The sequence below is a fragment of the Micromonospora siamensis genome, from assembly GCF_900090305.1.
Taxonomy (GTDB): Bacteria; Actinomycetota; Actinomycetes; order Mycobacteriales; family Micromonosporaceae; genus Micromonospora; species Micromonospora siamensis.
Genome location: NZ_LT607751.1, coordinates 4,519,146 through 4,545,340 on the forward strand (window position 1 = coordinate 4,519,146; position 26,195 = coordinate 4,545,340).

Annotated in this window: 13 protein-coding genes; 6 read left to right on the forward strand and 7 right to left on the reverse strand. The window is 69.6% G+C overall.

Annotation, left to right across the window (positions count from 1 at the left end; all coding sequences use genetic code 11):
• The first annotated feature begins 685 nt into the window (after window positions 1–685).
• Complete coding sequence (locus GA0074704_RS20750) at window positions 686–1,249, forward strand: dihydrofolate reductase family protein (RefSeq protein ID WP_088972043.1); 564 nt, start codon at window positions 686–688, stop codon at window positions 1,247–1,249.
• Between the two features lie 97 nt (window positions 1,250–1,346).
• Here GA0074704_RS20750 and GA0074704_RS20755 read toward each other — a convergent pair whose 3' ends face one another.
• From GA0074704_RS20755 to GA0074704_RS20775, 5 genes are all read right to left on the reverse strand, one after another.
• Window positions 1,347–2,702: a condensation domain-containing protein gene (locus GA0074704_RS20755; protein ID WP_157743749.1), complete on the reverse strand. Its 1,356-nt coding sequence runs from the start codon at window positions 2,700–2,702 to the stop codon at window positions 1,347–1,349.
• Between the two features lie 35 nt (window positions 2,703–2,737).
• Window positions 2,738–3,370 carry a phosphopantetheine-binding protein gene (locus GA0074704_RS20760; protein WP_157743750.1) on the reverse strand — a complete coding sequence of 211 codons (633 nt, stop codon included), beginning with the start codon at window positions 3,368–3,370 and terminating at the stop codon, window positions 2,738–2,740.
• A gap of 146 nt (window positions 3,371–3,516) precedes the next feature.
• Window positions 3,517–4,035, reverse strand: a complete 519-nt coding sequence (locus tag GA0074704_RS20765) for an SRPBCC domain-containing protein (protein ID WP_231926612.1) — start codon at window positions 4,033–4,035, stop codon at window positions 3,517–3,519.
• Between the two features lie 184 nt (window positions 4,036–4,219).
• Entirely contained in the window at window positions 4,220–5,017 is a 798-nt protein-coding gene (locus tag GA0074704_RS20770) for a hypothetical protein (protein WP_157743751.1), read from the reverse strand.
• Between the two features lie 139 nt (window positions 5,018–5,156).
• Complete coding sequence (locus GA0074704_RS20775) at window positions 5,157–17,018, reverse strand: non-ribosomal peptide synthetase (RefSeq protein WP_088972047.1); 11,862 nt, start codon at window positions 17,016–17,018, stop codon at window positions 5,157–5,159.
• Between the two features lie 486 nt (window positions 17,019–17,504).
• Between GA0074704_RS20775 and GA0074704_RS20780 the strand changes: the two genes are divergently transcribed.
• The 5 genes from GA0074704_RS20780 to GA0074704_RS20800 all read left to right on the forward strand — a co-directional run bounded on the left by GA0074704_RS20780 (window position 17,505) and on the right by GA0074704_RS20800 (window position 23,330).
• On the forward strand, window positions 17,505–17,876 hold the full coding sequence (locus GA0074704_RS20780) for a hypothetical protein (protein ID WP_231926614.1): 372 nt from the start codon (window positions 17,505–17,507) through the stop codon (window positions 17,874–17,876).
• Entirely contained in the window at window positions 17,860–19,233 is a 1,374-nt protein-coding gene (locus tag GA0074704_RS20785) for a methylaspartate mutase (RefSeq protein WP_377472079.1), read from the forward strand. The genes GA0074704_RS20780 and GA0074704_RS20785 overlap by 17 nt, the downstream gene beginning before the upstream one ends.
• Entirely contained in the window at window positions 19,230–20,279 is a 1,050-nt protein-coding gene (locus GA0074704_RS20790; protein WP_088972048.1) for a class I SAM-dependent methyltransferase, read from the forward strand. The genes GA0074704_RS20785 and GA0074704_RS20790 overlap by 4 nt, the downstream gene beginning before the upstream one ends.
• Window positions 20,280–20,541: 262 nt before the next feature.
• Window positions 20,542–22,011: an MFS transporter gene (locus GA0074704_RS20795; RefSeq protein WP_197697561.1), complete on the forward strand. Its 1,470-nt coding sequence runs from the start codon at window positions 20,542–20,544 to the stop codon at window positions 22,009–22,011.
• Window positions 22,008–23,330: a glycosyltransferase gene (locus GA0074704_RS20800; protein ID WP_088972050.1), complete on the forward strand. Its 1,323-nt coding sequence runs from the start codon at window positions 22,008–22,010 to the stop codon at window positions 23,328–23,330. The genes GA0074704_RS20795 and GA0074704_RS20800 overlap by 4 nt, the downstream gene beginning before the upstream one ends.
• Before the next feature lie 365 nt (window positions 23,331–23,695).
• On the opposite strand, the gene GA0074704_RS20805 is transcribed toward GA0074704_RS20800, so the two are convergent.
• Window positions 23,696–24,868 (reverse strand): acyl-CoA dehydrogenase family protein, encoded by a 1,173-nt coding sequence (locus tag GA0074704_RS20805; protein WP_088972051.1) that lies wholly within the window; start codon window positions 24,866–24,868, stop codon window positions 23,696–23,698.
• A gap of 55 nt (window positions 24,869–24,923) precedes the next feature.
• Window positions 24,924–26,087: an epoxide hydrolase family protein gene (locus tag GA0074704_RS20810; protein ID WP_088972052.1), complete on the reverse strand. Its 1,164-nt coding sequence runs from the start codon at window positions 26,085–26,087 to the stop codon at window positions 24,924–24,926.
• Between the last annotated feature and the right edge of the window lie 108 nt (window positions 26,088–26,195).

Consider the following 26,195-nt stretch of genomic DNA (forward strand, 5'->3'; position numbering starts at 1 on the left):
ACGGGAGAGACAGCGCTTCCACTATCCACGGCATCCATTGCAGTCAAGACGAAAATTGATGAATGGCACCGTATGGATGACTACGACCACCCGGACCGCAGCCGTTCCCGCCCGGCCCGCGCCAGCACTCGGCCGGACGGTGGGCGGGCAGCCGGGTCGGCGGAGGACGGTCCACACGAACGGACAGGCGTTCTCGGGCCGACGGTGGAGAGCGACGCCGGGGCGGCACCGAGCCACACCGATCAGCGGTTGCCGAGCCGGACGAGCCGGTCGGCGGGCGCTGCGCTCACCGGTCGTCGTAGCGCTCCACCCAGGGCCGCTCCTTCGGCCGGTGACCCCCGGCTTGCAACCGGCGAACGGGCCGTCCGGGCTGCGCAGCGTGCCCATGGTCGGCCACAGGTGATACGGCCCGCCGCATCCGCACGCGTCGCCCTCCCCTGTCCTTCGCCACCATCATCCTGCCGTCCCGGCTCACTACGGACCGAGCAGCCGGCGGTTCAACGACGATCGGGACCGGATCGCGGACCGGTGCCGACCCGGTCCCCCGGCGACGCGCCGGACCAGCCGGCGGTCCCGTGGAATTTTCTCCCGGGACGGAGTCGGATCCGGGTCGACTCGTTCGTAGCAGGGTGAGGGGCGAGGACGTCCGCCCGACCGTGACGCTCAACCACCGGAAGGTAGAGGCATGGCGAAACTGATCTACGTGAACAACGTGTCGCTCGATGGCTACATCGAGGACGAAAGTGGCATCTTCAGCTGGTTCCCGCTCGACGACGACGTGTTCTCGTTCACCACCGACCTCCTGCGGTCCGTGGGTACGTTCCTCTACGGGCGGCGCCTGTACGAGATGATGGCCGTCTGGGAGACCGACCCTGCCCTGGCCGCCCAGTCCGACCTCATGGCCGGCTTCGCGAGCGTCTGGCGAGCGGCGGACAAGGTCGTCTACTCCACGACCCTCACCGCGGTGCCGACGGCCGCCACCACCGTGGAGCGCCGATTCGACCCCGCCGCCGTACGGGAGCTGAAGGCCACGGCCAACAGTGACATCACGATCGGCGGCGCCGACCTGGCGGCGCAGGCCATGCGGGCCGGGCTGGTCGACGAGTGCCAGTTGTTGGTGTGGCCCGCCGCCGTCGGAGGCGGCAAACCGGGGCTGCCCACCGGGGTACGCACCGACTTCGAGCTCCTCGACGAGCGCCGATTCCAGAACGGCGTCGTCTACCTTCGTTACCGCTGCCTGGGCCAGTGACCAGGGTGGTCACCTGATCTCGACGCTGCGGCCTCCGTGACGGGGGATCGCCCAGCCCCCGCCCGCACGTGGGACCCGTGCGGGCGGGGGCTGATCCTTACAGCGTGCGCCAGTCACGATCGGGAGCGCCTACGCCCGCCGCGAGAACCTGGCAGTAGCTCGCCGCCCAGCCGACCGCGTTGGACTCGTCGATCTCATCGGTGTTGTACAGAACGTGGCCGGTGAGCTCGCCCGACGGCAGTACGTCCACGATCCAGGCGAAACCCTCGGGTGGACCGGACGCCTCGGGCTCGTCGATCACCCATTTGCGGATCTGGTACGACCCGCTTCCGAACTGGAAGTCGTTCTCGTCGACCTGCGGCTGCGACATGGTGACGAACACCTCGCACAGCCAGGGGTCGGTTTTCGGCCGTACGATTCCTGGCATTTCATCGACGATCTGCCGGACCGGCAGCTCGTAGGTGTAAGCTTCGACGCACGTCTGCCGGGTCTTCGCCATGACCTCGCGGAACGTCGCGCAATCGCTGATGTCGGTGCGCAGCGGCAGGATGTTCATGATGGATCCGACGACATTCTGGGACTGCACGTCGTTGCGTCCGGCGGAAATAGCGTTGAAGATGGGGTCCGTCGTTCCAGTGATCTTGTGCGCCACCACGCTGAAGGCCGCCATGAGCACGAAGAACAGCGAGCTCCGCATCGAACGTGCGAGTTCCGCCGCCGCAGTGATCACCTCGGCATCGACGTTGAAGTAGCTCGCGGAATAGGCTCTGGTGTGACGCTCGGGTATCGGGCGGTCGGTCGGCAGCGCGAAGGCCTCCCCGCCGCGCAGCTTCTCGCGCCAGTAGCTCATCGCCGCTTCGGCCGCCGGCCCGGTGATGCGCTCATGTTCCCAGGCCACGAACTCGCGGTACTGGGTGACCGGCGGCAGGGCGGCGTTGCGGCCGGCGAGGTGCGCCGCGTACAGCACGGAAAGGTCGCGCAGCAGCAGTTGCATCGACCAGCCGTCAGCGGCGGTGTGGTGGGCGACAAGCACCAGGATGGAGTCGTTGTCGTCCAGACGCACGAGCACGCTCCGAAGCAACGGCGGTACGCGCGGATCCAGGCTGCTCCGCATCGCCTCCTGCGCCAGGGTCTCGGCCTGCACGTCGCGGGACTGCCCCGCGATCGGCGTGACGTCACGGACGTCCAACGGCACCGGGACAGGCGCGAGGACCTGCTGGTACTTGGGGTCGGCGTCGCGCACCACGACCGTACGCAGGATCTCGTGCCGCTCCACCAGGTCGTCGAGTGCCCGCTGCAACGCGTCCACGTCGAGTCTGCCGGAGATCCGTATCGCTCTCGTGGAGAGGAACCGGGGGCTGAAGCTGCCCGCGTCATCGCCGAGGTCTCCGGCGCACCACAGCTGCTGGGTGCTGGACAGCGGACAGGCGTCCGGCTGGCTGGCGAGTTCCACCGACGTGGGCTGCCCGCCAGGGGCTCCTGCGCCGCTCATGAACGGGCCTCGCTCTCCTGCAGCAGCTGGTCCAGCCCGCGTACGGTGGACACCTCGAACAGGTCCACCATTCGAATACGGATCCCCAGGTCGGTGCTGATCCTCGCCGCCAGCATCATCGCGTCGACCGACCGGCCGCCGAGACCGAAGAAGTCGTCGTCGATGCCGACCCGCGGCACCCGCAGGATCTCGGCGAACAGGTCGCAGAGAATGTCCTGGCGGGTGGTCTCCGGGGCTTCGTAGCTGGCCAGTCCGCTGAGGTCGGGCAGGGGCAACGCCTGCGTGTCCGGCAGTCCTGCCGCCGTCGCGGGAATCGTGTCGGTCACCACGATCGCCGCCGGGACCAGATGGCGTGGCAGGTGTTTCCGCGCGTGTGCGTGCAGCGCGGCCTGGTCGATGTCCGCAGGTGAGACGTAGGCGATGAGACAGGGGCTCACCTGCGTGGTCGCATGCCTCGTGAGTAGCACGGCGTCCAGGTCCGCGAATTCCGCCAGAGCGGCCCGGACCTTCTGGATCTCTGGGTCGTTCATACCCGCCTCACCCGATTCGCTACGTGTCGTTGACATCATCTGCGGCTGGCCGAACAGTAGAAGGCCGCCGGACCGGGGGTCTTCTCCGACGATGCTCACGTGCCTCCGCCTCCGGGCGGGCCGTACGCAGGCCTGAACGTGACATGCGCCAGGCACAAGGGGCACCTGGCGCATGTCACGGGCCACACACGTCGTTCCCGCGGGGTTCGCCGGCAGATCAACCGACCCGCACGGCAGGCTGCCCGCTAGCCGAGCTTGGCCGCCAGCTCTTCGTAGGCCGGGAAGAGTTCCTTCCAACGTGCCTCGCCGTCGCCGCGCTCACGCCCGGCGAGGTAGCCGGCCAGGTCTTCCACGTGGACCTGGACCCCCGCCCCGTAGGGGGCGACGTGCTCCATGGACATGCCCCGTTCCTCCCAGACCAGGACGGTCCCGTCGCCGTCCGCGGCCAGCGTTATCTCGGTCGCCTGCTCGTACGACTGGCGGTGGTGCCTGGTCACCACCAGCACGCGCTGCCGCGGCTCGCACACCTCCACGCGCCCCGTGCCCTCCCAGCCGTCGAAGAACTGTGCGCGGAGCTCGCCGCCGAGGACGAAGTCACCCTCGACCGTGCCCAGCCAACGCGCCAGCCGCTCAGGTTCGGTCAGCGCGGTCCACACGTCGTCGAGGGGGCTGTCGAGGCGGTCCTGCATGCGTACGACACCCTTGCCGTCCGTTGATCCCAGGGTGCCCAGGATGCGGGCGACCCCCTGCGCGTTGTCGGTCATCTGGTGCTCCTTCGTTAGCGATCAACCCTGGGCCACGTCAGCACGCAGGGTGTCCAGCCGCCGTTCCACAGAGCCGTTACCGGCCCCGTCATACATTCACCCCGATGAAGGGCTGATGGGAAGACCGTAGATCCGCCGCGCCGTTCCCGGCGGACCTCGACAAGCCCACTTTCCGCGGCACCGCTCAACGCCTGGCCACGTACGCGAGCACTGCCTCGGCCAGTTCCGGCGTTATGGGTTCGTCCTGCGCCAGCGCCGGAACCTCCTCGAGCCGGTACGCGCCCACGCTCAGGCCGGGGATGGTGACCTGGGTCGCGGGAGCCGCCAGCGCGACCACGGTCGTCCGCGCGGTGTCCCACGTCTTACGTGGATCGTTGTGGCAGGCCAGGAGGAACGCCAGCCAGCCGCGGTACCAGCCGACCAGCTCGGAGAACGCGTCCGCGGCACTGTCCAGGCCCCGGCTGGCAGCCAGCGCGTCCACCTCCGCCTTGAGGACGTGCTCCATCCTGGCGACCGCCGCGACCGGGTCGCCGTCCAGGTCCGGGCACGGACGTACGGCGGCGCCGAGGTTCGTCAGAGTCTCCGCGAACCGGCGCCGGACGTGCGCCAGGTCGGCCCAGACCGGGCCGACCAGAATGGTGGTGACATCGTGGGAATCACCCAGCAGCTCCGCGATGTGCAGCGACAGCGCGGACGCGCTGCAGTGACCGACGATGAACACCCGGCCGCCGGCCGGGTCCGCGGCCAGGAACTCCTCGGCGCACAACTCCGCCAGCTCCGGTAGCGGCAGGTACGGCCTGTCCCCGGACAGCACGCCGATCGGATCGATCTGGCTGACGGGGTGGCCGTCGGCTCGCCGGCTGAGGAGACGGCTCAGCCGGGGGGCCGTGGTCCAGGCCTGGAAGTCCGCCACCAGGACGGGCTCGGCGTCGCCCTTGGTCAGCCGCTTGAGGATGGTCTGCACACTCACCGTTGAGGCCATGGCTGCTTCTTTCGTCCGGGTTCGGGGCAGCGGGTGCGAATGGTGCTGCGCCCGGTCGGCGGGCCTGGCGGATGCCAGGCTCACGGTGTCGCGGGTCGGGGCCGAATTCCGGCGGCGGAGACGTCCCGATGGACCGCGCTCAACTGCTCACCGGTATGGCGGTGCCGCGGTCCGCGCTGGATGTGCCTTCCTCGACGAGCCGGTCCACACCGGCGGGTGTGGGGTCGTCCAGAAATGTGGTCAGCCGGATGCTGACGCCGAATTCCTGCGCGACATGCGCGACGAGCACCGCCGCGAGCAGTGAGTGCCCGCCGAGGTCGAAGAAGCTGTCCTCGACTCCGATCCGGTCCGTTCCCAGTACGCGGGCGAACAGGTCACACAATGCCTGCTCACGGGCGGAGGCGGAGGCTCGCCCGGCCGATGCGACGGTGAAGTCCGGGGCCGGCAGCGCCCGCCGGTCGACCTTCCGGTTGGGGGTCAGCGGCATCCTGTCCAGCACCACCACCGCCGACGGCACCATGTACGAGGGCAGGGTCACGCTCAGCGCCTGACGGAGCTCCGTCGGGCTGGCCTGAGCATCCGGCGCCAGCGTCACGTACCCGGCAAGCCGGCGGTCCCCCGGCCGGTCCTCCCGGACGATGACGGCCGCCTCGGCCACGGCCGGCAGCCTGAGCAGCGCGGCCTCGACCTCCCCGAGCTCGACCCGGAACCCCCGCACCTTCACCTGGTCATCGACCCGGCTCAGGAACTCCAGCTCGCCGCGCGTGTTCCAGCGGACCAGGTCGCCCGTCCGGTACATCCGCTGTCCGGCCTCGAAGGGGCAGGCCACGAACCGCTGCGCCGTGAGTCCGGGCCGGTTGACGTAGCCTCGCCCCAGGCCCGCGCCGACGACGTACGCCTCACCCGCGACGCCGACCGGAACCGGCTGCAACGTCTCGTCCAGCACGTACACGCGCGCGTTCCACATCGGTTGGCCGAGCGGCTGAACTCCGTCGGCGATCTCGTCGCCCGGCCTGATGGCGAAGTCGGAGCACGCCACCGTCGTCTCGGTCGGGCCGTAGTTGTTGATGATGGTCAGGGCGGGACGGCGCTCATGCCACGGCCGGAGCTGCTCCCCGGTCACCGCCTCGCCGCCCACGATCAGCTGGCCGGTCGGGGCGCACTCGGCGGTGGGCCCACCGAGCAGCGCCAGATGGCTCGGCGTCACCTTGAGGAAGGTGAAGCCACCGGGCGGCGTCAGTGCCGCCAAATCGTCGTCGATGTCCGCCAGGTGCACGCAGCCGCCAGAGGTCAACGTCCCGTAGAGCCCGGTCACGCTCGCGTCGAAGGCGATGGAGGTGAGCAGCAGCGTGTCCCCCGCCAGTGCCGGGTACGCCTGGCGGCAGCGGGCGAGGTAGTTGACCACGCTCGCGTGGGTGATGACGACGCCTTTGGGGTGGCCGGTGGAGCCGGAGGTGTAGATGACGTAGGCGGGGTGGGCGGGGTGTAGGTGGTGGGTTCGGTGGGTGTTGGTGGGGTTGGTGTCGGGGTGCTGGTGGAGGGTGTGGTGGGTGGTGGGGTCGTCGAGGATGAGGGGGTGGACCTGGTGGTGGCCGGTCAGTGTGGGGGCGTGTTGGCCGGTGGTGATGATGCGGGTCGCGTGGGCGTCGGTGAGGAGGTAGGTGATGCGCTCGGTCGGGTAGTCGGGGTCGATGGGCAGGTAGGCGGCGCCTGCTTTGAGGATGGCCAGCAGGGTGACGACCAGGTCGGCGGAGCGGTCCATCATGACGGCGACCATCTGTTCAGGGCCGACGCCGAGGCTGATCAGGTGGTGGGCGAGTTGGTTGGCGCGCCGGTTGAGGCCGGCGTAGCTGAGTCGGGTGTCGGCGTGCCGGACGGCGTCGGCGTCGGGGGTGCGGGTGGTCTGCTGCTCGAACAGGTCGGCGACGGTGAGGTGTGGGACCGGGTGGGCGGTGTCGTTCCAGTGGTGCAGCAGCTGGTCGCGTTCACCGTCGAGCATGATGTCGGCGTGGCCGACGCGGGTCTGTGGGTCGGCGGCGACCTGTTCCAGCAGCCGGGCCAGCCGGACGGTCATGGTCTGCGCCGTGTCCCGGTCGAACAGGTCGGTGGCGTATTCCAGGGTGATCTGGATGCCGGCGGGGACACCGTCGGGGTTCTGGCGTTCGGTGAAGGTGAGGGTGAGGTCGAACTTCGCCGCTTCCAGCACCACCGGCTCGGCGTGGGCGGACAACTCGCCGGCCTGCCAGCTGTGCGCACCGGTGTCGTCCGGGACGATCATCACCTGGAACAGCGGATGCCGGGACGCCACCCGGGCGGGGTTGAGCTCTTCCACGAGTCGTTCGAACGGGACGTCCTGGTGGGAGTAGGCGGCCAGGTCGGTGTCGCGGACCCGGTCCAGCAGGTCACCGAAGCGGGGGTCACCGGACACGTCGGTGCGCAGCACCAGGGTGTTGACGAAGAAGCCGACCAGATCGTCCAACGCTTCATCGGGGCGTCCCGCCGTCACCGATCCCAGCGGGATGTCCGTCCCGGCGCCCAACCGGGTCAGCAGCGCGGCCAGGCCCGCCTGCAGCACCATGAACATGGTCACCTGATGCTCCTGCGCCAGCTGGGCCAACGCGTGGTGCAGCCCCGCGTCCAGGTCCACCTGCGCCCGTGCCCCCCGGTGCGTGGGCTGGGCGGGCCGCGGCCGGTCGAACGGCAGCGTCAGCTCATCGGGCAGCCCGGCCAGTGCCGTGGTCCAGAAACCCACCTGCCGGGCCAGGACCACGCCCGGCTCCTGCTCGCTGCCACCGAGCAGCGCCCGTTGCCATAGCGTGTAATCGGCGTACTGCACGTCCAGATCCGCCCAGCCGGGCGCCTGCCCGGCCAGTCGGGCCTGGTAGGCCGCGGCCAGATCCCGCACCAGGATCCCCAGCGACCACCCGTCGCCGGCGATGTGATGCATGACGATCAGCAGCACGTGTTCCCGCTCGGTCTCCGTGAACAGCCATCCACGGACCGGCAGTTCCCGCTTCAGGTCGAAGACATGACCCGCGGCCTGCTCCATCAGGCCCGTCACGTCGGCCTGGCCGACAGGCGTCACGGTGAGCTCCGGCGCGGCCTCTCCCGCCGCCACGACATGCTGATACGGCTCACCGTCCGCGACCGGGAACACGGTCCGCAGCGACTCGTGCCGGATCACCACGTCCCGCAACGCGGCCCGCATCGCGTCCGCGTCGACCTGCCCGTGCAGACGCCACGCGAACGGAATGTTGTATGTCGAACTCGCCCCATACAACTCGGTCAGGAACCACAGCCGCTGCTGGGCGAACGACAGCGGCAGCCGCTGCGGCCGCGCCGCGGGCACCAAGGGCGGCAAGGCACCCCCAGCGCCCTGCAACGCGGCGGCCAGCGCCGCGACGGTCGGATGCTCGAACACCTCCCGGATGCCGACCTGCACCCCCAACGCGGAGGCCACCTTGCTGACCAACCGGGTGGCCAGCAGCGAATGCCCGCCCAGGTCGAAGAAGCTGTCCTCCACCCCCACCCGGTCGACACCCAGAACCTCCGCGAACAACCCGGCCAGGATCTCCTCACCCGCCGTGGACGGCCCCCGAACCTCCCCACCGAACTCCGGAACCGGCAACGCCCGCCGATCCACCTTCCCGTTCGCCGTCAACGGCAACACATCCAGCACCACCACCGCCGACGGCACCATGTAATCGGGCAGCAACCGCCCGACCCCGACCCGCAACCCAGCCGGATCCTCCACCGCCCCCGTCACATAACCCACCAACCGCCGGTCCCCCGGCCGGTCCTCCCGAACCACCACCACCGCCCGCGCCACCCCCGCCTGCGCCAGCAGCGCCGCCTCCACCTCTCCCAGCTCGATCCGGAACCCCCGCACCTTCACCTGATCATCAGCCCGCCCCAGGAACTCGACGGTGCCGTCACGCCAGTAGCGGGCCCGGTCCCCGGTCCGATACCACCGGATCCCGTCGTATTCGACGAAACGCTCCGCCGTCAGCTGCGGATTTCCCCGGTAACCGACCGCGACGCCGCCACCGCCGATCCAGAGCTCGCCGGCGGTCAGGTCCGGACAGTCCGAACCCGCATCGTCCACAATCCGGAACCACTGATTCGCCAGCGGCCGGCCATACGGAACCGAACGCCAGTGCGGCGCAACCTCGGTGACCTCCTGGATGTTCGACCAGATCGACGCCTCGGTCGCACCACCGAGCGCAGCGAACCGGATCCGCGGATTCAGCCGCGCCAACCTGGGCTGCAGATCCAGACCCACCCAGTCGCCAGACGCCAGGACAACCCGCAGACTGTCGAGATCCCCACCCCGCTCAGCGGCACCGACCAACATCTCCAGAAGAGCCGGCACCGAATTCCAGATCGTCACGCCATGCCGACCGACCAGACTCATCCACTCGACCGGATCCCTGGTGTCACCCGCACCAGGAACAACCACCGCACCACCCACCGACAGCAAACCGAAAATGTCATAGACGGAAAGATCGAAGTCCAACGCCGACACCGCGAACACCCGATCCGCGGAATCGACACCGAACCTCCGGTTGATCTCGCTGATCGTGTTCATCGCCGAAGCGTGAGTGACCTCCACGCCCTTCGGCTCACCCGTCGAACCAGACGTGAAAATGACATACGCAAGCTGCCCGGCACTCACCGCCACCGGCTCGGCCAACAACGGCCCCCGCAACGCCCGCGACATCGACACCGGCACCACACCATCCGGCCAACCGCCGGAAATCTCCGTCAACACCACCCGCGCACCGGAAAGCCGCACCGTCACCGCACGCCGCTGCTCCGGATGCCCAGCCGAAACAGGCACATAAACACCACCCGCGGCCAACACCCCCAACACCGCGACGACCTGCTCGACCCCTCTCGGCAACGACACCGCCACCGGCTCACCGACCCCGACGCCCACCTCCCGCAAACACCCCGCGACCCGCAACGCCGCCGCGGCGAGCTCACCATAGGACCACTCGACATCCCCACCGACCAGCACAGCAACCTGCTCAGGCCACGACCGGGCACGAGCGAAGAAACCCCCATGCAACAAACCAGCACCCTCCGGCGCAGGCAACACCCAACCATCACGCCACGGCGCAACCCGCCGCCGCTCATCGGCCACCAACACATCCAACCGACTCAACGACACCTGCGGATCCACAACAACCTGCTCCAACAACCCAGCCAACCGCACCGCCATCGCCTCCACCGTCTCCCGATCAAACAGATCGGTGGCGTATTCCAGGGTGATCTGGATGCCGGCGGGGACACCGTCGGGGTTCTGGCGTTCGGTGAAGGTGAGGGTGAGGTCGAACTTCGCCGCTTCCAGCACCACCGGCTCGGCGTGGGCGGACAACTCGCCGGCCTGCCAGCTGTGCGCACCGGTGTCGTCCGGGACGATCATCACCTGGAACAGCGGATGCCGGGACGCCACCCGGGCGGGGTTGAGCTCTTCCACGAGTCGTTCGAACGGGACGTCCTGGTGGGAGTAGGCGGCCAGGTCGGTGTCGCGGACCCGGTCCAGCAGGTCACCGAAGCGGGGGTCACCGGACACGTCGGTGCGCAGCACCAGGGTGTTGACGAAGAAGCCGACCAGATCGTCCAACGCTTCATCGGGGCGTCCCGCCGTCACCGATCCCAGCGGGATGTCCGTCCCGGCGCCCAACCGGGTCAGCAGCGCGGCCAGGCCCGCCTGCAGCACCATGAACATGGTCACCTGATGCTCCTGCGCCAGCTGGGCCAACGCGTGGTGCAGCCCCGCGTCCAGGTCCACCTGCGCCCGTGCCCCCCGGTGCGTGGGCTGGGCGGGCCGCGGCCGGTCGAACGGCAGCGTCAGCTCATCGGGCAGCCCGGCCAGTGCCGTGGTCCAGAAACCCACCTGCCGGGCCAGGACCACGCCCGGCTCCTGCTCGCTGCCACCGAGCAGCGCCCGTTGCCATAGCGTGTAATCGGCGTACTGCACGTCCAGATCCGCCCAGCCGGGCGCCTGCCCGGCCAGTCGGGCCTGGTAGGCCGCGGCCAGATCCCGCACCAGGATCCCCAGCGACCACCCGTCGCCGGCGATGTGATGCATGACGATCAGCAGCACGTGTTCCCGCTCGGTCTCCGTGAACAGCCATCCACGGACCGGCAGTTCCCGCTTCAGGTCGAAGACATGACCCGCGGCCTGCTCCATCAGGCCCGTCACGTCGGCCTGGCCGACAGGCGTCACGGTGAGCTCCGGCGCGGCCTCTCCCGCCGCCACGACATGCTGATACGGCTCACCGTCCGCGACCGGGAACACGGTCCGCAGCGACTCGTGCCGGATCACCACGTCCCGCAACGCGGCCCGCATCGCGTCCGCGTCGACCTGCCCGTGCAGACGCCACGCGAACGGAATGTTGTATGTCGAACTCGCCCCATACAACTCGGTCAGGAACCACAGCCGCTGCTGGGCGAACGACAGCGGCAGCCGCTGCGGCCGCGCCGCGGGCACCAAGGGCGGCAAGGCACCCCCAGCGCCCTGCAACGCGGCGGCCAGCGCCGCGACGGTCGGATGCTCGAACACCTCCCGGATGCCGACCTGCACCCCCAACGCGGAGGCCACCTTGCTGACCAACCGGGTGGCCAGCAGCGAATGCCCGCCCAGGTCGAAGAAGCTGTCCTCCACCCCCACCCGGTCGACACCCAGAACCTCCGCGAACAACCCGGCCAGGATCTCCTCACCCGCCGTGGACGGCCCCCGAACCTCCCCACCGAACTCCGGAACCGGCAACGCCCGCCGATCCACCTTCCCGTTCGCCGTCAACGGCAACACATCCAGCACCACCACCGCCGACGGCACCATGTAATCGGGCAGCAACCGCCCGACCCCGACCCGCAACCCAGCCGGATCCTCCACCGCCCCCGTCACATAACCCACCAACCGCCGGTCCCCCGGCCGGTCCTCCCGAACCACCACCACCGCCCGCGCCACCCCCGCCTGCGCCAGCAGCGCCGCCTCCACCTCTCCCAGCTCGATCCGGAACCCCCGCACCTTCACCTGATCATCAGCCCGCCCCAGGAACTCGACGGTGCCGTCACGCCAGTAGCGGGCCCGGTCCCCGGTCCGATACCACCGGATCCCGTCGTATTCGACGAAACGCTCCGCCGTCAGCTGCGGATTTCCCCGGTAACCGACCGCGACGCCGCCACCGCCGATCCAGAGCTCGCCGGCGGTCAGGTCCGGACAGTCCGAACCCGCATCGTCCACAATCCGGAACCACTGATTCGCCAGCGGCCGGCCATACGGAACCGAACGCCAGTGCGGCGCAACCTCGGTGACCTCCTGGATGTTCGACCAGATCGACGCCTCGGTCGCACCACCGAGCGCAGCGAACCGGATCCGCGGATTCAGCCGCGCCAACCTGGGCTGCAGATCCAGACCCACCCAGTCGCCAGACGCCAGGACAACCCGCAGACTGTCGAGATCCCCACCCCGCTCAGCGGCACCGACCAACATCTCCAGAAGAGCCGGCACCGAATTCCAGATCGTCACGCCATGCCGACCGACCAGACTCATCCACTCGACCGGATCCCTGGTGTCACCCGCACCAGGAACAACCACCGCACCACCCACCGACAGCAAACCGAAAATGTCATAGACGGAAAGATCGAAGTCCAACGCCGACACCGCGAACACCCGATCCGCGGAATCGACACCGAACCTCCGGTTGATCTCGCTGATCGTGTTCATCGCCGAAGCGTGAGTGACCTCCACGCCCTTCGGCTCACCCGTCGAACCAGACGTGAAAATGACATACGCAAGCTGCCCGGCACTCACCGCCACCGGCTCGGCCAACAACGGCCCCCGCAACGCCCGCGACATCGACACCGGCACCACACCATCCGGCCAACCGCCGGAAATCTCCGTCAACACCACCCGCGCACCGGAAAGCCGCACCGTCACCGCACGCCGCTGCTCCGGATGCCCAGCCGAAACAGGCACATAAACACCACCCGCGGCCAACACCCCCAACACCGCGACGACCTGCTCGACCCCTCTCGGCAACGACACCGCCACCGGCTCACCGACCCCGACGCCCACCTCCCGCAAACACCCCGCGACCCGCAACGCCGCCGCGGCGAGCTCACCATAGGACCACTCGACATCCCCACCGACCAGCACAGCAACCTGCTCAGGCCACGACCGGGCACGAGCGAAGAAACCCCCATGCAACAAACCAGCACCCTCCGGCGCAGGCAACACCCAACCATCACGCCACGGCGCAACCCGCCGCCGCTCATCGGCCACCAACACATCCAACCGACTCAACGACACCTGCGGATCCACAACAACCTGCTCCAACAACCCAGCCAACCGCACCGCCATCGCCTCCACCGTCTCCCGATCAAACAGATCGGTGGCGTATTCCAGGGCACCCGTGATCCCGCCGTGCTCTCGCCCGGTACCCGGTCGTTCGGTCAGCATCAGAGCCAGGTCGAACTTGGCGGCGGCGGCATCGCCGTCACGAAGGTGGGTCCGCAGTCCCGCCATGTCCAGTTCGTTCGGCGCGGCCCGGTCGAAGGCGAGCATCACCTGGAACAGCGGATGCCGGGAGAGCGACCGGACGGGGTTCAGCTCTTCCACGAGTCGCTCGAACGGGACGTCCTGGTGGGCATAGGCGGCCAGGTCGGCGTCGCGGACCCGGTCCAGGAGCTGGACGAAGGTAGGGTCGCCGGCCGTGTCGGTCCGCAGGACCAGGGTGTTGACGAAGAAGCCGACCAGATCGTCGAGCGCGTCGTCGGTACGGCCGGCCACCACCGTGCCGACCGGGATGTCGGTACCGCAGCCCATCCGGGTCAGCACCGCGGCGAGCGCGGCATGCAGCACCATGAACAGCGTGGCGCCGTGGCGCCGGGCGAGAGCAAGAAGCTCGCCGTGCAGGTGCGGTGCGAGCTGGAAGGGTACCGAGTCCCCCCGGTGGCTGGCAGTCGCCGGCCGGGATCGTTCGGCCGGCAGCTCGATCTCCTCGGGCAGGCCGGCGAGCGTCTCGCGCCAGTAGGCCAGCTGCCGCGACAGCCGGCTCGATGCGTCCTGATCGCGACCGAGAACCTCCAGCTGCCACATCGTGTAGTCCGCGTACTGCACCGGCAGCGGGGTCCAGGACGGCGCTTCACCGTGGACCCGCGCGGAGTACGCGGTCCCCAGGTCGCGACACAGCTGTGCGGTCGACCAGCCGTCGCCGGCGATGTGATGGACAACCAGGACGAGCGTGTGCTCATCCGGACCTGTGCGCAGCACCGAAGCCCGCAGTGGCAGCTCGGCCGCGAGGTCGAACCGGTACCGACACGCCTGGTCGATCGTGTCGGCCAGGTCCTGCGGGTCCGGCGTGGCGACATCGACGCGCAGGCGTGCCTGGCCGGGTTCGAGGATGTGTGCGGCCGGCTCGCCATCCGATTCGGTGATCACCGTACGCAGCGACTCGTGCCGGGTCACCACGTCGTGCAGCGCAGCGGTCAGCGCCGCCAGATCCAGGTGCCCGGACAGCCGCGCGATCAGGGGGATGTTGTACGTCGGGCTGGGCCCTTCCAGCTTGTACAGCAGCCAGAGCCGCTGCTGGGCATAGGAGAGCGGAAGCCGCTCGGGGCGGGGGACGGCAAGCAGCGGGGGGCGTCCGCCGGCGGCGCCGTCCACGGATTTGGCCAGTGCCGCGACGGTCGGGTGCTCGAACACCTCCCGGATGCCGACCTGCACCCCCAACGCGGAAGCCACCTTGCTGACCAACCGGGTGGCCAGCAGCGAGTCCCCGCCCAGGTCGAAGAAGCTGTCCTCCACCCCCACCCGGTCGACACCCAGAACCTCCGCGAACAACCCGGCCAGGATCTCCTCACCCGCCGTGGACGGCCCCCGAACCTCCCCACCGAACTCCGGAACCGGCAACGCCCGCCGATCCACCTTCCCGTTCGCCGTCAACGGCAACACATCCAGCACCACCACCGCCGACGGCACCATGTACGAGGGCAGGGTCACGCTCAGCGCCTGACGGAGCTCCGTCGGGCTGGCCTGAGCATCCGGCGCCAGCGTCACGTACCCGGCAAGCCGGCGGTCCCCCGGCCGGTCCTCCCGGACGATGACGGCCGCCTCGGCCACGGCCGGCAGCCTGAGCAGCGCGGCCTCGACCTCCCCGAGCTCGACCCGGAACCCCCGCACCTTCACCTGGTCATCGACCCGCCCCAGGAACTCCAGCTCTCCCCGCCCGTTCCAGCGGACCAGGTCGCCCGTCCGGTACATCCGCTCGCCCGGGCCGCCGAACGGGCACGCCACGAACCGTCCCGCCGTCAGGCCCGGCTGCCCCAGGTACCCGCGCGCCAACCCGGCACCCGCCACATACAGCTCCCCCGTCACCCCCGGGCACACGAGCTCGAGTCGCTCATCAAGAACGAACACCCGGGTGTTGGCAGTCGGACGGCCGATCGGTACCGGGCCCGCGGGCAGCTCGTCCCCCGGCTCGATGCGATGGGTCACGCAGCCCACGGTCGTTTCCGTCGGCCCGTACTCGTTGACGATCACCGCCGCGGGATGGCGTTGCCGCAGCCCGGCCAACGCCGGGCCGGACAGCGCCTCCCCGCCGACCACGACATCGCCGACCGGGAGCGCCCATCCCGTGTTCTCCAGCACCCCGAGATGACTGGGCGTGACCTTGAGCAGGCCCACTCGCTCCGTCGTCACCTGCTCGTCACCCAGCAGATCGGCCACATGAACACAGCCGCCCAGCAGCAGCGGCAGATACAGCGCGGTGATTGTCAGGTCGAATCCCACCGGCGAGTGCAGCAGCGACCCCTGGGCCGCGCCGGGATAGTCGACCGCCGCCGTCAGCAGGTATCCGGCCAGCGCCTGGTGCGCGATGACGACGCCTTTGGGGTGGCCGGTGGAGCCGGAGGTGTAGATGACGTAGGCGGGGTGGGCGGGGTGTAGGTGGTGGGTTCGGTGGGTGTTGGTGGGGTTGGTGTCGGGGTGCTGGTGGAGGGTGTGGTGGGTGGTGGGGTCGTCGAGGATGAGGGGGTGGACCTGGTGGTGGCCGGTCAGTGTGGGGGCGTGTTGGCCGGTGGTGATGATGCGGGTCGCGTGGGCGTCGGTGAGGAGGTAGGTGATGCGCTCGGTCGGGTAGTCGGGGTCGATGGGCAGGTAGGCGGCGCCTGCTTTGAGGATGGCCAGCAGGGTGACGACCAGGTCGGCGGAGCGGTCCATCATGACGGCGACCATCTGTTCAGGGCCGACGCCGAGGCTGATCAGGTGGTGGGCGAGTTGGTTGGCGCGCCGGTTGAGGCCGGCGTAGCTGAGTCGGGTGTCGGCGTGCCGGACGGCGTCGGCGTCGGGGGTGCGGGTGGTCTGCTGCTCGAACAGGTCGGCGACGGTGAGGTGTGGGACCGGGTGGGCGGTGTCGTTCCAGTGGTGCAGCAGCTGGTCGCGTTCACCGTCGAGCATGATGTCGGCGTGGCCGACGCGGGTCTGTGGGTCGGCGGCGACCTGTTCCAGCAGCCGGGCCAGCCGGACGGTCATGGTCTGCGCCGTGTCCCGGTCGAACAGGTCGGTGGCGTATTCCAGGGTGATCTGGATGCCGGCGGGGACACCGTCGGGGTTCTGGCGTTCGGTGAAGGTGAGGGTGAGGTCGAACTTCGCCGCCTCCAGCACCACCGGCTCCCGGTCACGGGCCTGGTCCAGCAGTTCTGCGAAGCTGGGGTCGCCCGCCACGTCGATGCGCAGCACGCGCCCCGCTGTCACCGGCCCCAGCGGGATATCCGTCCCGAATCCCAACCGGGTCAGCAGCGCGGCCAGGCCCGCCCGCAGCACCGTGGACGTGGTCACCCGATGTTCCTGGGCCAGCTGGGCCAGGGCGCGGTGCAGCCCCGCGCCCAGGTCCACCCGCACAGAAGCCCAGTCGCCCGCCGTGCCGGACGTGTCGGTGGCCTGGATCTGCCCCATGTTGCCCTCCCGTGTCAGAATCTGGCGCAGCACACTCGCGTCGTACAGAGGTGCAATTCGAGCGGGCCGTTGAAGGCGCGAAATAGTGCCGTGTTGCAAGCGCGTCTGCATGGTTTCAATGCCTCCCGCGCTCACACCTCTTCAGGATTGCCCCTGACCCGCAGCCGTTCAGACAGGCCGACCGTCGAGGTCGGCGTGGTGAGCTGACGGTGGGGACGGTGCCGTGGCGTGGTCGGGCACGAAGGGAGCCGCGCCGGCCCGCCGGCGCCTGACGGCCGTCACCCCGCGGGTGACCCACCCACGGCAACGCATGAGATGTGCCAGCGTGAAGTGCCGGCCACCATGGCGACAGTGAACAGACCCTTGCCACGTATGAGCGGTGGGCCGACGTCGGGGACGTCCATGAATTCGATATCTCGAGGACGACCGAGACGGTTCGTCGTCACCAGCCTCTCGTCCGACGCACACACCTGGAACCTCGTCTTCCTCCAGTTGTTCCTTGAAGAGCGGGGAGGGCAGGTGCTCAACCTGGGTGCCTGCACCCCGGACGATCTGATAATCACGGAGTGCCGGAAAGCCAGGCCGGACGTCCTAGTGGTGAGCACGGTCAACGGGCACGGCCACATCGACGGGAACCGGCTGATACGGAAGATCCGCCAGGATGCCGAGTTGGCTGACATGTACGCGGTGATCGGCGGAAAGCTCGGCATCAGCGGCGACAGCGATGCGCATTTCGGCGTCGAGTTGATGGCGGCGGGCTTCGACGCGACGTTCGAGGCCACGACAGCTCGGTCGGACGAGCTGGTGTCGTTCCTCGAATGCCTGGCCGTGGGTCCCGTGGGCCGGCGCATGCTGAGCGCGAGCGAGGCGCGGGGTGGCCATGCGGCTTGACGCTCACGTCGACGATGACCGTGCGGCGCATCGCATCCGCTCCCCCATCGGGCATCACCCTGTGCCCAGCGTCGAACCCGCCGGCCGCTTTGGTCGGGTCATCCGCCACCATCGCGAGCGTGGCCGGCTCACGATCCAACCGCGCATGGGCTTCGCTCAGCCGGATGTCATGCTGGCCGGCCTGGATGCCGTACGCCGGGCTCGCGCGGCCACCGTCGGAACGGTGACCATCGACAGCTACACCAGGCTCAACGACAACGTCGCCGCCCGCGAGGCACTGCGCAACGGTGCGGACCTCAACGGCTTTCCGCTCGTGGCACACGGCGCCGATGTCACCCGCCGGGTGCTCGACGGCGTTGCCGACGACGCGTTCCCGGTGCAGTTCAGACACGGCTCGGCACTACCACAGGATCTGTTCCGCGTCCTGGTCGACGTCGGCGCGGATGCCACGGAGGGCGGGCCGGTCTCGTACTGCCTCCCGTACAGCAGGGTGCCCCTGGAGCAGTCCACCGCGGCCTGGGCGGAGTGCTGCCGGATGCTGGCCGAACGACCTGAGCCGGTGCATCTGGAGAGCTTCGGGGGCTGCATGCTCGGGCAGCTGTGCCCGCCCGGGCTGCTCGTCGCGCTCAGCGTCCTGGAAGGCATGTTCTTCGTCGAGCACGGACTGCGCAGCATCTCGGTCAGCTATGCGCAGCAGACCCATCCCGGCCAGGACCTCGAGGCGATCGCCGCCCTCAGGCTGCTGGCCTCGGAGTGGCTGGACGACGTTGACTGGCACGTCGTGGTCTACACATACATGGGCGTTTATCCGCGAACCCTGCGGGGCGCGAACCGGATGCTGGAGGACAGCGTCCGGCTGGCCGTGCGCTCCGGCGCCGAGCGGCTGATCGTGAAGACGTCGGCTGAGGCGCACCGGATCCCGACCATCGCGGAGAACATCGAGGCGCTGGAGTTCGCGGCGACGGTGGCCGCCGATGAAGCCGCCGGAACACCGATGCACCGCCCCACGAGAACGGGGATCTACGAGGAGGCACGGATGCTCATCCTGTCCACCCTGCAGCTCGGCGACGACGTGGGCTCTGCCCTGGTCAGCGCGTTTGCCCGCGGCCATCTGGACGTGCCCTACTGCCTGCACCGGGACAACGCCAACCGCTCCCGGGCGGTGATCGCCCCGGATGGCACCCTGCAGTGGTCCGAGCCGGGGGCGATGCCCGTCCACCACAGCGAACACGCACCCAGAGCCTCCGCACGCGGGCTCATCGAGATGCTCCGCTACAACGAGCACCGTCTCGACCGCGAGCAGCTGACCGGACACCCGACCCTGGGATACCGGGCCTCGCACAAGGACGGCCGATGACCTTCGATCCGGAACAGCTGGCCCGGCACGACCTGCGACCGCTCAGGGAACTGCTCCTCGACGCCGGCTACAGAACCGAGACACTGGCGAAACACCTCAAGCTGCACCCGGAAATGCTGCTCGCCGACACCGCCCGCAACTCGCTCATACATGGCGACTCACTCGGGTCGTCGCCGGCGGCCGTCCTCGGCAGGCTCTTCCTGCTCTGCGCCCCGGTACCCGTACCAGAGGTTCGCAAGCTGTCCAGCTCGCTGATCCAGGCACTGTACGGGTACGACCTGGTCCGAGCCGACGCCGCCGGGCGGTACGTCACGGGCAACGTCACCATCACCGAGGTCGACGACTTCTACTATCTGGCTGACCGGCTGTTCGAGAACACGTCCGGCACCATTGGCGTGACAATTTCCTCCGACGTGTGCATGCCACCGCATGCCTCCTCGTTCGAGCTTGCCAAGGCCATCCCGGGCACATCGCCCGACTCGGCGGTGCTCGACGTCGGATGCGGCAGCGGGTGCCTGTCCCTGCCGCTGAGCGCGTCGGCCGGACCGGTGACCGGAATCGACACCAGCAGCCGGGCGGTGGCGTTCTCCCGTGCCAATGCCTCCTGCAACGGTGCGAGCGCCCGATTCGAACACGTGGGCTGGGAGAAATTTGATTCTCTGGAACAGTACGACCTGATCTTGTACAACTCCCCCGACGAACGCGCCGCTTTCGACCTGGTGAACGACGGGCTGCCGCGCCTCCTGCGCCACGGCGGCCGCGCCCAGGTCCGGCTGGTGTGCGACGTCCACGCCGAGGATCGCGACGTTCAGGGAGCGGTCGACCGAATGACCAGCGTCGGGCCGGAATTCGACGTCCGTGTCCTGGCGCCCGACGACTCGCTGTTCTCGCTGAGCCGCGATGTCCTGGCGCACGGCGGCCGCCCGGCCCGCACCCTGCTCGTCGAGCGGCACTCCGAGTGGCCGGCATACGTGGATTCACTGCGCAGTCGTGGGGTGGTCGAGGTGGCCAGCATCATTCTCGACATCTCGCGAGGACGACGCTGATCCAATGAGCCGTCTTCATCGTTATCGAGGGGCCCTGGGCAGGCGGGCAGGACAGCAGTCGACCAGGACGCACCGCCCAGCACAGGAGCCCCCCGCGCCACCCCGATCGCGCAGGCCACCCTCGTCCTCCAGACCGCCGAGGACGCCCGCCACCCACGATGAAGATGGCTCATTACCAGGCACGTAATCGACGCGGGGCGGCCCGTATGACAGCGTCGTCCCTGATCCAAGATCTCCCGTCCGGACAGAAATGTGCCCCGCCATGAGCACCGTGACCCCCACGAGCACGCCGGAGCCGTCGGCGGCGCCGACGAGCGGCTGGCGTTACTGGGGTTCGCTCCCGGTGATGCTGACCAGCATGGTGATGATCACGCTGGACTTCTTCATCGTGAACGTCACCGTGCCCTCGGTCCAGCGCGACCTGAACGCCGACGCGGCCGCCATCCAGATGATCGTCGCCGGTTACGGCCTCGCCTACGCCGCCGGCCTCATCACCGGCGGCCGGCTCGGTGACATCTACGGCCGCCGCAAGCTGTTCATGATCGGCATCGGGCTGTTCACCGTCGCGTCCCTCGTCTGCGGGATCGCTCCTTCCCCCGAGGTGCTGATCGCCGCCAGGATCGTGCAGGGCATCGCCGCCGCCCTGTCCACCCCGCAGGAACTGGCCATCCTCGGTCTGGTCTACCGGGGGGCCGACCGCTCCCGCGCGTTCATGGCGGCCGCCCTGGCCACCGCGGTGGCCGGCGTGTTCGGTCAGCTGATCGGCGGCCTGCTCATCGCGGCCGACCCGGACGGGATCGGGTGGCGCCTGTGCTTCCTGATCAACCTGCCGATCGGCATCGCCGCTCTGGTACTCGCTCCCAGGGTGGTGCCGGAGTCCCGGGCCGTCCCCGCGGCCCGGCTCGACCCGCTCGGTATCGTGCTGGTGACGCTCGGCATGCTCGGCATCATCTACCCGTTGATCGAGGGTCGCGAGCGGGGCTGGCCGATGTGGACCATCGTCTGCCTCGCCGCCGCGGTGCCGCTGCTGGTCCTCTTCGTCGCCCACCAGGTCCGCAACCGGCGGCGCGGCGGCAGCCCTCTCGTCGACCTCAGCCTGTTCCGGGACCGCCCGTTCTCGCTGGGCGTCGTGATGGCCCTGCTCTACAACTCCGGGATGGCGTCGTTCTTCCTGTTCTTCGCCCTCTACCTCCAGCAGGGCCGCGGGATGACCGCGCTGGGCTCGGGCGTACTGATCATCATGGTCGGCGTCGGGTTCGTCGCCGCCTCGGTGTTCGGGCCGCAGCTGAGCAACCGGATCGGCCCTCGGGTGATCACCCTCGGCGCTCTGGTCCTGGCCGCCGGATGGCTGCTCCTGTTGGGCACCGTCGACCGGTTCGGCGACAGCTCGGTCTGGGTCCAGGCGCCGGCCCTGGTGATCATCGGGCTGGGCATGGGCACTGTCGTGGCCCCGCTCACCTCCACCGCGCTGGCCACCCTGCCCAGCTCGCACGCGGGCGCCGCTTCCGGCGTGCTGTCCACCTCGATCCAGCTCGGTAACGCCCTCGGCGTCGCGGTCATCGGCATCGTGTTCTACAACACGCTGGGAAGCGGCGCCTCCGCCGTGGCCTACAGCGACGCTCTGCGCCTGAGCACCGTCTGCCTCCTCGCCCTGATTCTCGCCGTGGCAACGCTGGCCTGGTGGCTTCCCCGCAACGCCGGCACCACCAGCGCAACGGAGGGGAACGCATGAGAATCGGCATCGTCACGGTCGGCAGCCGGGGTGACGTGGAGCCGTTCGTCGGCCTGGCCCACCGCCTGCGCCAGGCGGGGCACACCGTCACCATGTCGGCGCCCGGCGATGCGGCCCACCTGGTCGCCGGGGCCGAGGTGCCGTTCGTCCCGATAGACATCGACATGCACCGCGTCCACAAGTCGCCGGAGGGCCAGAAATGGATCACCTCCGGCAATTCCCGGGCTTTTCTCCGCGGTTCCGCCCAGGTGCTGTCGCAGGCCCGGGAGACGCTCGGCGACTGCACCATGAAACTGGCCGTGGACAGCGACCTGCTGGTGGCCGGCATCCAGACCGACGACTACGCGGTCGCCGCCGGTGAGCTCCTCGGCATCCCGGTCGTCGCCGGCTACTTCTCCCCCTGGACCGAGACCGGCGACTTCCCGAACCTGCTGGTCTCCACCGGCCGGATCCGCGCCACGTGGCCCGGTCGGCCGCTGCACCGGGCCAGTCACCGTCTCACCGAGCTCGCCTACTGGAACGGCAAACGCCACGACATCAACGCGTTCCGCGCGCGGATCGGGCTCGGTCCGGTGCGCATGTCCGCGGTCGGCATGATCACCCGCACCGGGCTGCCGGTGCTGCACGCGTACAGCAGGCACCTCATGTCCCGCCCCGCGGACTGGGCGGAGAACCAGGTGATGACCGGGTTCTGGCGGCTGCCGCGGGAGGTGCACGAGCGGGTCGGCGAGTGCACGCCGCCGGAGGGGCTCACCGAGTGGCTGGGCGCCGGTGAACCGCCGTTCTTCGTCACCTTCGGCAGCATGCCGATCCTCGATCCCGACGTCCTGCTCACCCGGGTGGTCGAGGCGGCGAAACGCACCGGCCGCCGGATCCTGCTCGGCGCCGGCTGGACCGAGGTCGACCAGAGCGCCGCGCTGCCCGAGAACGTCCGCGTGATCGGCGCGACCGACCACTCGTGGCTGCTGCCGCAGTGCCGGGGCGCGATCAGCCACGGCGGCGCCGGCACCACCGCAGCGGCCCTGCACGCGGGCATCCCCACCTGGGCGTTCGCGCTCTTCGCCGATCAGCCGTTCTGGGGACACCGGCTCACCGAGCGCGGCATCGGCGGCTTCGACCGCTTCGTCGAGCTGAACGCGGACACGCTGAGCGCGGCGATCCGCCGCCTGGACCAGCCGGCGATGCGGTCGGCGGCGCGAGCCTTCGGCGAACGGCTGCGCTCGGAGGACGGCCTGGGCGCCGCGGTGGACGCCATCCACCGGAACGCGGAAGTGCCCGCGCCGCGCCGCGCGTCCTCCCGCGGCGCCGCCTCAGCCTGAGCGGTTCGCAGCCTGCGGGTCCTCTCCTGCGGCACTTCCGGGCACGCCTCCGGCCGCCGCGTCCGCCACGCGGGGCCGCGCCACGCACCCCACCCCCACGCCGGCCGGGCCGGGCCGGGCCACGCACCCCCACGCCGGCCGGGCCGGGCCACGCCCACGCCCACGCCCACGCCCACGCCCACGCCCACGCCCACGCCCACGCCCACGCCCACGCCCACGCCCACGCCACAGCGATCGTGCACGCCGTCCTCGTCCTGCACGATGGCGCGAGCCCGACCTGGCCGGGAGGGCAAGGGCTCCGGCGTCGCGACCGCCAGGTAGGGGACTACCCCGGCGCGGCGCCGCGCCGGGGTAGTTGTGGGTGGTCAGAAGAAGAACGAGTTCGGCTCCAGCCCGCACAGGACCCGGCCGTAGAGCTCGAGCGCGGACGTCGGCAGGTGGAACTGGTGCAGGGTCATCGCGTGCGCGTCCCGACGGATCCGCTGGATCGGATTCCCGGTGTACAGCGAGGACGCACCGCACGCGCCGGCCAGGATGTCGACGGCCTCGGCCGCGAGCTGGGGTACCCGGCCACCGACCGCGCGGGCGTAGGCCCGCTCGCGCAGGCTCCAGGCCTCCCCGGTCAGCGCCTTCTCATCGATCATGCTGGCCAGCTTGCGCGCGTGGAACTCGGCTTCATCGATCTTCAATGACGCCTCGGCGGCCTGCAGGTGGGTGACGGGGGCGTCCGCCTGGCGCTCGTAGAACGTGTTCGTGATCGGGCGGCTGCCGATCCGCTCATGGAAGGCCTCGTTCGCGGCCCGGGCCAGGCCGATCGCCAGGCCGGTCGTCGAGGCCATGACCACGGCGGCCAGATGGGTACGGAACATCGGTCGGCCGGCGTTGAGCTTCGAGGCCACGTTCTCCGGGGCGATGTCCGCCATCCGCAGATAGTGCCCGTCCGGCACGAACACGTCCTCGGCGATGGTGGTGACGCTGCCCGTGCCGCTCAGGCCCGAGGCGTACCAGTCGTCGACGACCCGCATCGCGCTGAGCGGCACCGCGGCCATGACCGGCTCGGCCTGGCCGTCAGGCCCGATCATGATGGTCGACAACAGTCGCCAGGTGCTGTGCGAGGCGCCGCTGTTGAAGCCCCACTCGCCGTTGACGACGATCCCGCCGTCCTTGGCGATGCCGGTGCCGTTCACCACGATCGTGCCGGCGATGCGGGCGTCCGGGTCGGCGAAGACCTCGTCCTGCACCTCGTCGGGAAACAGGCCCATGTTCCACGAGGTGATCCACCAGACGGCCGTGTTGAAGGCGGCCGCCCCGTCGCCCCGGCCGAGCTCGATGCCGACATCGAGCAGCGTGCTCGCGTCGCACTCGTAGCCGCCGTAGCGCTGGGGGGTACGCATCCGCAGGATGCCTGCTGCGGTGAGGGCCTCGACGGTCTCGTCGGCCGGGCGGCGGTTCTGCTCCGACCAGGCGGCGTTGCGGCGCAGCAGCGGGACCAGGTCGCCGGCCCGCTTGACGAGGTTGGGTACTTCCAGTGCTTGCATGGGTTTCTCCTTCAGATCGGCATGACCGACGGCGGGCGACCGGGCGGACCGCCGGTCAGGACCCGGTCAGGGCTTGGGCGAACGCGCGAAGGTCGGCGACCAGCAGGTCGGGGACCTCCATCGCGGGGAAGTGACCGCCGCGCTCGTGCTCCGTCCACTGCACGATGTTCGGCAGCATCCGGTCGGCGAAGCGGCGGATCGGTTGGGCCGGGTCGCGCGGGAACACCGAGACGCCGGACGGCACGGGCAGCGGCGGTGGTGGTGCCGGTGGCGTGGGGGCTGTCGGCATCATGTCCGCGCTGTCGTAGTAGAAGTGCGCCGACGACATCCCGGTCCGGGTCAGCCAGTAGACCATGACATTGGTGAGCATCTGGTCCCGGTCGACGGCGTCTTCCGGAGCTTTGACCGAGTCGGTCCAGTCGTGGAACTTCTCCACGATCCAGGCCAGTTGGGCGATCGGCGAGTCGGTCAGGCCGTAGCCGACGGTCTGCGGCCTGGTGGACTGCAGCTTCATGTAACCGGACAGGTCGCCGGCGAACCTTGCCAGCAGACCGAGGCGCCCCATCTCGACCTCCGTGAGCCCGGCCAGGTCGGCCGGATCAGGCCCGGGCGGCGTGATCAGAAATGACACGTGGCTACCGACGACGTGCTCCGCGTCGATGGCGGCCAGAACGTGGTTGATCCAGGCGCCCAGGTCTCCGCCGTGCGTGACGTAACGCTCGTAGCCCAGTTGGGCCATCAGCTGCGCCCAGGCGCCGGCGACGCGCGGGATGCTCCAGCCGGGCGTCCGCACCGGGCTGGAGAAGCCGAAGCCGGGGATGGTCGGGATCACCAGGTGGTACGCGTCGGATGCTTGTCCGCCGTGCGCGCGGGGGTTCGTCAACGGCTCGATGATCTGGCTGAACTCGACGAACGAGCTGGGCCAGCCGTGCGTGATGAGCAGCGGCGTCGCTCCGGGTTCGGGCGAGCGGACGTGCAGGAAGTGCACCCGGGCGCCGTCGATCTCCGTGGTGTACTGCGGGAACCGGTTGAGCTCCGCCTCGGCCGCCCGCCAGTCGTACTCGTGCTGCCAGTAGTCGGCCAGGTCGCGCAGGTACTCCTGCGGGACGCCGCGCTCCCACCCCGGGCTGTGTCCTTCGTCCGGCCAACGGGTCGCGGCCAGCCGACCGCGGAGATCGTCGAGGTCCGCATCGGGAATCGCAATGCGAAACTTTTCCATGTATTGCTCCTAGAGTCGTGTCGGCGCAGCCGGGATCGGGCCGGGCCGTCAGGCCGGCCGAGCGCAGTGAGGAGGGTCGTCCGGCCCGGGCGCTGATGGGCCGCCCGG

Bases quoted from the DNA above. Each gene is read 5' to 3' on its own strand.
- GA0074704_RS20750 (WP_088972043.1), top strand. From the start codon at position 686: ATGGCGAAACTGATCTACGTGAACAACGTGTCGCTCGATGGCTACATC.
- GA0074704_RS20765 (WP_231926612.1), bottom strand. From the start codon at position 4,035: ATGACCGACAACGCGCAGGGGGTCGCCCGCATCCTGGGCACCCTGGGA.
- GA0074704_RS20770 (WP_157743751.1), bottom strand. From the start codon at position 5,017: ATGGCCTCAACGGTGAGTGTGCAGACCATCCTCAAGCGGCTGACCAAG.
- GA0074704_RS20790 (WP_088972048.1), top strand. From the start codon at position 19,230: ATGACCTTCGATCCGGAACAGCTGGCCCGGCACGACCTGCGACCGCTC.
- GA0074704_RS20795 (WP_197697561.1), top strand. From the start codon at position 20,542: ATGAGCACCGTGACCCCCACGAGCACGCCGGAGCCGTCGGCGGCGCCG.
- GA0074704_RS20800 (WP_088972050.1), top strand. From the start codon at position 22,008: ATGAGAATCGGCATCGTCACGGTCGGCAGCCGGGGTGACGTGGAGCCG.
- GA0074704_RS20805 (WP_088972051.1), bottom strand. From the start codon at position 24,868: ATGCAAGCACTGGAAGTACCCAACCTCGTCAAGCGGGCCGGCGACCTG.
- GA0074704_RS20810 (WP_088972052.1), bottom strand. From the start codon at position 26,087: ATGGAAAAGTTTCGCATTGCGATTCCCGATGCGGACCTCGACGATCTC.